The 7,242-nt window shown below is 37.4% G+C and carries 5 protein-coding genes; 1 reads left to right on the top strand and 4 read right to left on the bottom strand.

What is annotated here, in order from left to right; genetic code table 11:
• Positions 1-182, bottom strand: a 182-nt coding sequence (locus JHD79_RS22895) for a hypothetical protein (RefSeq protein WP_233164840.1), incomplete at its 3' end; no start/stop codon positions are given.
• Positions 183-505: 323 nt separating this feature from the next.
• Here JHD79_RS22895 and JHD79_RS22245 point away from each other — a divergent pair.
• The gene (locus JHD79_RS22245) at positions 506-1,486 is read left to right on the top strand and encodes an acyl-ACP desaturase (RefSeq protein ID WP_199121562.1); all 981 of its coding nucleotides are present in this window, start codon (positions 506-508) and stop codon (positions 1,484-1,486) included.
• Between the two features lie 66 nt (positions 1,487-1,552).
• On the opposite strand, the gene JHD79_RS22240 is transcribed toward JHD79_RS22245, so the two are convergent.
• The 3 genes from JHD79_RS22240 to JHD79_RS22230 form a co-directional block, all read right to left on the bottom strand.
• Positions 1,553-2,488, bottom strand: a complete 936-nt coding sequence (locus tag JHD79_RS22240; protein ID WP_199121561.1) for an MBL fold metallo-hydrolase — start codon at positions 2,486-2,488, stop codon at positions 1,553-1,555.
• 72 nt (positions 2,489-2,560) lie between these two features.
• Positions 2,561-5,926 (bottom strand): methylmalonyl-CoA mutase family protein, encoded by a 3,366-nt coding sequence (locus JHD79_RS22235; protein ID WP_199121560.1) that lies wholly within the window; start codon positions 5,924-5,926, stop codon positions 2,561-2,563.
• Positions 5,927-6,163: 237 nt separating this feature from the next.
• The gene (locus JHD79_RS22230) at positions 6,164-7,129 is read right to left on the bottom strand and encodes an alkaline phosphatase family protein (RefSeq protein WP_370583373.1); all 966 of its coding nucleotides are present in this window, start codon (positions 7,127-7,129) and stop codon (positions 6,164-6,166) included.
• Positions 7,130-7,242 lie beyond the last annotated feature (113 nt).

Raw genomic sequence — 7,242 nt, 5'->3', positions numbered from 1 at the left:
AACAGAGAAGTTAAGCCCGCCTGAGCCGATGGTACTGCGGTAACACGTGGGAGAGTAGGTCGGTGCCTATACCTAAACGCCCCCTCCAGAAATGGTCGGGGCTTTTTTGATTCAACGCCACCGACCGCCAGGGACCATGGACAAACCCAAAAGGCCCAAATAGGTAATCGGAGCGTGCTCATACGCTTATTGGATATAAGGAGATGAATAGAGTTATTCTATCTCTTTCTTTCAACCTAAAAACTTCTCATAAAAAAGAGATATTATGAATACGTATTCAAATATTTCTATGATTTGCTATACTCTATTGGATTAAAAACCCTTAAAGATTTTATGAAAGTGAAGTCTCGATTGGAATGCTTTTTATTTTTGATTAAACATTTGAATTTGTTACTTCTGAATCCTATTATTTTCATAAATGATTTAGGTCAAATTATTGATATTTCGGAAGATTGCGAGAATATTTGGTTATCTTTGTCGTTGATAATATACTTAAAAACACCTGATGAATTTTTTTATTGAAAAGAGACGTGAAGTAATGCAGCATATTGAAAAGTTTATGCTTGAAAAAATGCCTGAATATCTCAAACCTATTGATGATATTTGGCAGCCATCAGACTTTTTACCAGATGCGAGCAAAGACGATTTTTTTGATAAAGTAAAAGATTTACAGCAAAGTGCCAACGAACTATCCTATGATCTGGTAGCTGTTTTAGTTGGCGATACAATTACAGAAGAAGCATTGCCTACTTATGAATCATGGTTATCAATGGTAGAAGGGGTAAGCAGGGATGAAGAAGGTGGTTGGATGAAATGGAATAGACATTGGACCGCAGAGGAAAATCGTCATGGTGATTTATTAAATAAATATCTTTATCTATCTGGTAGGGTAGATATGAGACAAATGGAAATTTCTACTCAGTATCTAATTGCAGACGGTTTTGATATAGGTACTGGCCATGATCCTTATAGGAATTTTATTTATACTTCTTTCCAGGAGATGGCTACAAATGTATCGCATAGAAGGGTAGCTTCCTTAGCAAAGAGAGACGGTGATACCTTATTATCTAAAATGTGCGGTGTAATTGCCAGTGATGAAGCTAGACATGCCAAAGCATACAAACATTTTATTAGCAAGATCTTTGAAGTTGATGCCAATGAGGCAATGATTGCCTTTGAAGACATGATGAGAAAAAAGATTGTGATGCCTGCTCACTTTTTAAGGGAAGTTGGTTTGCCAATTGGTCAACTGTTTGGTCATTTTACAGATGCAGCACAAAGGTTGGGTGTTTATACCGCTATCGACTATGTAGACATTCTTAAACAATTGATCGAGGAATGGAAAATAGAAACCATTGCCGATTTGAACGAAGCAGGAGAGAAAGCTAGAGATTATGTGATGAGATTACCAGAAAGATTGATCCGTATAGCTGACAGAATGAAAAATCCAACGATGGAGTATAAATTTAAATGGATTTTAGCTTAAAGAATTCTTTTTGAGCTATACATTATAGAAGCCTCGATTTTAAATCGGGGCTTTTTTATTTTTTTGTTAAAAGAATATTTGATATTGTTTAGCTAAGTTGAAGCCCCTTTTTAAAAGGTTTTTCTGTGTTTCCAAATGCCAAAGTAAGGGATTACTATGGTTGAAATGTATGAAATAGACTTTTTGTTTGGTAATAGGTAATTCTTTTGCCAATAAATCTTCTGTTTCGGTAACTAAAGGGTGTGGTACTTCTGCAATAGACCTATTTCCCAGTTCTGTATTGGTATAAAAAGTGGCATCTAGGAAAGCAACATCTACATTTCTAATTTCTTCTACTATATTTTTGTTCCATTTGCCCCATTTATCGATGTCTGGAATAAACAGGTATTTTTTGGTAGTGGTCAGAATCTTAAACCCAGCCGTTTCTGAATATTCATCGCGATGAGGAACCGTAAAAACTGTAACCTTATTGTTTGAAAGATCTATTTGATGATCTGCAGATAAACTGATTAGATCGATATTGTTCAATTTGACCAATTGACTCCAAGGCCCATTTTGCTCTAAATAGGATTTTAATCTTGGTAAGGTATATACTTTCAAGTTTTTTGCCGCCATAACTTCTCTTCCGAATTCCATTAAGCCGGTATAATGACCAATATGGGCATGCGTAATAAAAACCCCTTCTGGTAGATAAGGGTATTTGCTAGCTGTTTTCGACCTAAAATCTTGGAGCTGTTTTTTTATATCTGGTGTAGCTTCAAATAGCCACCACTTTTTAGTAGCAGGATCAACTAAGGCCAGGGAGACTATGTTTTTTGCTAATTTTGGATTTCTCCATGCCTGATTACAGCAATTCTTTTCACAGCCCATATGTGGATATCCACCATCTTGTGCTATCCCCAATACGATGATATAGCTCGATCTAGGTTCATCAAATGCCATTGCTTTCAAATTGGCCAATACAAAAAGCACAATTAACAGAAAAATATTTTTATGCGCCATATTCATCAAACGATAGCTGATAGTAAATGGATTAGACTTCCGTGAAGATAATATATAATGATTTTTAATATTTTACATGTTTCTCCTATATTGACCGCCTACTTCATAAAGGGCATGGCTAATTTGTCCAAGTGAGCACACTTTGCATACTTCCATTAATTTCTCAAAGATGTTTTCACCGATAATTGCTGATTTTTGAAGGTCTTTTAATATTTCTCGAGCCTTATCTTCATTGCGTTTTTGAAATGTTTCTAAAGCAGCAATTTGAAATTGTTTTTCTTCTTCAGTAGCGCGGATAACTTCTCCTGGTACAATAGTAGGGGAGCCATTTTTATTTAAAAAGGTATTTACGCCAACAATAGGAAATTCACCAGTATGCTTTAAGGTTTCATAGTATAAACTCTCTTCTTGAATCTTACCTCTTTGGTACATCGTTTCCATGGCACCCAAAACTCCGCCACGATCATTTATTCGTTTAAATTCGGCCAATACGGCTTCTTCTACCAAGTCGGTCAGATCTTCGATGATGAAGGCACCTTGTAATGGGTTCTCATTTTTGGCCAGGCCAAGTTCGCGGTTAATGATCAATTGGATAGCCATCGCCCTGCGTACAGATTCTTCTGTAGGCGTAGTAATGGCTTCGTCGTAAGCATTGGTATGTAGTGAATTACAGTTGTCGTAGATCGCATACAGTGCCTGTAAAGTTGTTCTAATATCGTTAAAATCGATTTCTTGAGCATGTAATGAACGTCCGGAAGTTTGGATATGATATTTTAGTTTTTGCGAACGGTCATTGCCTTTGTATTTATTCTTAATGGCTTTGGCCCAAATCCTGCGTGCCACACGTCCAATTACCGCGTATTCCGGGTCTATGCCATTACTAAAAAAGAAGGAAAGGTTAGGTGCAAAGTCATCAATATGCATACCTCTACTCAAGTAATATTCTACAAAAGTAAAGCCGTTACTTAGTGTAAAAGCCAATTGAGAGATCGGATTGGCTCCTGCTTCTGCAATGTGGTAACCTGAGATAGACACAGAGTAAAAGTTTCTTACTTTCTCATCAATGAAATATTTTTGGATGTCGCCCATCATCCTTAAGGCAAATTCAGTAGAGAATATGCAGGTGTTTTGCGCCTGATCTTCTTTTAAGATATCAGCTTGTACGGTTCCTCTTACTGAACTGATTGCTTTAGCCTTAATTTGCGCATAAATATCCGCTGGTAAAACTTCATCGCCAGTTACGCCTAATAACATTAAACCTAATCCATCGTTACCTTGTGGCAGTTGACCCTGATAGGTGGGACGCTCAACTCCTTTTTCTTTATAGATCTGTTTTATTTTAGCATTGGTTTCTTTTTCAAGGCCATTTTCTATGATGTATTTTTCACATTGCTGATCAATTGCTGCATTCATGAAAAAGCCCAGTAACATTGGTGCTGGACCATTGATGGTCATGGAGACTGAAGTTGAAGGGGCACAAAGATCAAAACCTGAGTACAACTTTTTGGCATCGTCCAATGTGGCTATACTTACGCCAGAATTACCAATTTTACCATAAATATCTGGACGGATGTGTGGGTCTTCTCCATACAAGGTAACCGAATCAAAAGCTGTTGATAGGCGATGCGCAGGTTGCCCCAATGAAACATAATGGAAACGTTTGTTCGTTCTTTCTGGTCCGCCTTCACCAGCAAACATCCGTGTGGGGTCTTCTCCCTCGCGTTTTAGCGGAAATACACCTGCTGCATAAGGAAACTCTCCAGGCACGTTTTCGGTAAGCAACCACCTCAAAATGTCTCCCCAATCTTCGTATCGAGGTAAGCTTACCTTTGGAATTTTTAGTTTAGATAAGGATTCGTAATATAGGGGTTGTTTAATTTCTTTATCTCTAACTTTGTAGATAAAGTCATCGGCCTTATATTTTAACTTTGTTTGTGGCCATTCTCGCAATAAACTTTTGCATCCACCATCTAATTGTTCATCTAAATAACTGTAAGCATCTTTTAAGCCTTCTCCAAAATTCTCGAAGTCTTTAGCTAAATTTATTACGCCTTGCAATTGGTATAATTTTCTGGCAATGTTACATTGTTTATCTACCCATTCCTTGTACATTTCACTCGCTTCTGCTATTTCAGAAAGATAGCGTATACGATCAGGTGGAATAATATAGATTTTTTCAGATTGGTTAATTGTTGTTTTCATTGCAGAAATAAAATCAACCCCTGTTTTTATTTTGATACTATCTAATAAAGCAACGAATAGATTGTTCATTCCCGGATCATTAAATTGGGAAGCCATTGTACCGTATACCGGAATTTCATCGTCTTTGGCCTCAAAAAGATTATGGTTTCTTTTGTACTGTTTTCTTACATCACGTAAGGCATCAAGTGCTCCGCGCTTATCAAATTTATTGATAGCTACCAGGTCAGCGAAATCTAGCATGTCAATTTTTTCCAATTGCGTAGCTGCGCCGAATTCTGGTGTCATCACGTACAAGGAAACATCGCAATGCTCGGTAATTTCGGTATCTGATTGGCCAATGCCAGAAGTTTCTACAATAATAAGATCATAACCTGCCGCTTTACAGATATCAATGCTTTCCTGAACATTTTTAGACAAGGCTAAGTTCGCCTGTCTGGTTGCGAGCGATCGCATATATACTCTAGGGTTGTTGATCGCGTTCATACGGATTCTATCACCTAACAAGGCTCCTCCAGTCTTACGTTTGGAAGGATCTACAGAAATAATGGCTAAGGTTTTGTCTTTTACTTCCATTAAGAAGCGTCGCACCAATTCGTCGACCAGCGACGATTTACCAGCCCCACCTGTACCTGTAATTCCAAGGACTGGCGCTTGGCTAGTCAAGGTTAGTTTCTTTAGCTCATCAACAAAATTTTGGGCACCTTCGGGATCATTTTCTGCTATAGTAATTGCAGAAGCAATGCTATTCACAGACTTTTTAGGAATCTCTATCAGTTCATTACTTATTTGGCTGACTGTTACAAAATCTGTTTCTTGAAGCATATGGTTGATCATGCCCTGTAATCCCATTTTTCTGCCATCATCTGGAGAGTAGATTTTTGTGATGCCATAGGCTTCCAACTCTTTTATTTCGGAAGGTAAGATTACACCACCACCACCACCAAATATTTTAATATGCTTTGCTCCTTTTTCCTGCAATAGGTCATGCATGTATTTAAAATACTCTATGTGGCCTCCTTGATAGGAGGTCATGGCTATGCCTTGTACATCTTCTTGTATGGCACAGTTTACCACTTCTTCTACAGCTCTATTATGACCGAGATGTATGACTTCTGCACCGCTAGACTGTAAAATTCTACGCATGATGTTTATGGTAGCATCATGACCATCAAATAGGGCAGCAGCAGTTACAAAGCGTATTTTGTGTTTGGGTTTATAAATCTCAATTTTATCCATAATAGTTGAATTTCCATGTGGAAATTAAAAGATGTTGAGTACAAGAATTGGTTAGAAATTACTATCCAAAGGTACATTTTAATAAGTGTTTTGCCAAGAATAGTAGGTTTGCTTTTATATTAAAAACAACCATTTATTATTACTTTTTTTGCAACAAACTGACTATATAAAAGACAAATCCTCAATTCAATATATTGAATTGAGGATTTGATTATGAAATCTGTAAACAGAATAGGCTTACTTAATCAGTTCGGTAATTACATGCCCAACACTTCCACTGGGTTCCTGAATGTGTAATAAGGCCGAAATAGTAGGAGCAATGTCTGTCATATAATATTGTTTATTGGTTTTACCAGGTTTTATGCCCCAACCCATAAATAAAGAAGGAATATGACTATCATATGGATTCCAGGCACCATGTCCTGTACCTGTACTTAAAGAAGGGTACCAACCCGAATCCAAGATAATATAGATATCACCGCTTCTACGTGCATTATAACCATTTATGATCTTTGTTTTTATTTCTTGAGGTATGCTTGTGTTATTCAGGTTCTTAATATCTACTGCATTTAAGATACCTTCTTGTTTTATTAAATAGTCAATACAAAATTCTTTGATTTTAGCGTAATCTGCATTAACTTCCTTAATGGCATCTGTATCAAAAATTACTTGATTGTTCATCAAGGTGAAGATGGCTTTTTTTACCTTAAACTTTTCTAATATTAAACTATCTAATTCAGTTTTGAATTTTTTGGGCGCTAGACCACCACTTGGTAATTTGTTTTCTTTTGAAAAATCGGGCACATGGGTAACACCGTGATCGGCAGTTAAAAAAAACAGGTAATTCCCTTTGCCGATAGTCTTGTCCAAATAATTAAAGAAATCTTCAATATCTTTGTCCAATCTTAAATAGGTATCTTCCAATTCTATGGAATTAGGCCCAAATTGATGACCTACATAATCGGTAGATGATAGGCTTACTGCTAGAAAATCGGTATTTCCAGATTGACCGAGCTGTTCTGAAGGGATAGCAAGTTTGGCCAATTCTAGGGTAAAGGTATTGCCATAAGGACTGCTAGAAAGTAAAGAATAGTCCTTGTTCATGTATTGTTTAAATAGGTGCGGAAATGACGAACTTTTTTCACCTTTAAAGCGTTTTTCATAAGGCTTGTCATCGCTGGTACTTTGTGTATAGGTTTCTATGGGATACAGGGTATCTGTCTCTTATACACATCTCCGAGCCCACGAGACCTGCGTTACCATCGCGTATGCCGTCTTCTGCTTGAAAAGGGGGGGGGGGGGGGGGGGGGGGGGGG

Origin of the sequence: Pedobacter sp. ASV28, from assembly GCF_016428855.1 — a bacterium.
Classification (GTDB): Bacteria; Bacteroidota; Bacteroidia; order Sphingobacteriales; family Sphingobacteriaceae; genus Pedobacter.
The sequence above is the reverse complement of the archived record's forward strand: the minus strand, read 5'-3'. Positions and strand labels throughout refer to the sequence as shown.

Coding starts and splice junctions, on each gene's coding strand:
- JHD79_RS22245 (WP_199121562.1), top strand. CDS start 506: ATGAATTTTTTTATTGAAAAGAGACGTGAAGTAATGCAGCATATTGAA.
- JHD79_RS22240 (WP_199121561.1), bottom strand. CDS start 2,488: ATGGCGCATAAAAATATTTTTCTGTTAATTGTGCTTTTTGTATTGGCC.
- JHD79_RS22235 (WP_199121560.1), bottom strand. CDS start 5,926: ATGGATAAAATTGAGATTTATAAACCCAAACACAAAATACGCTTTGTA.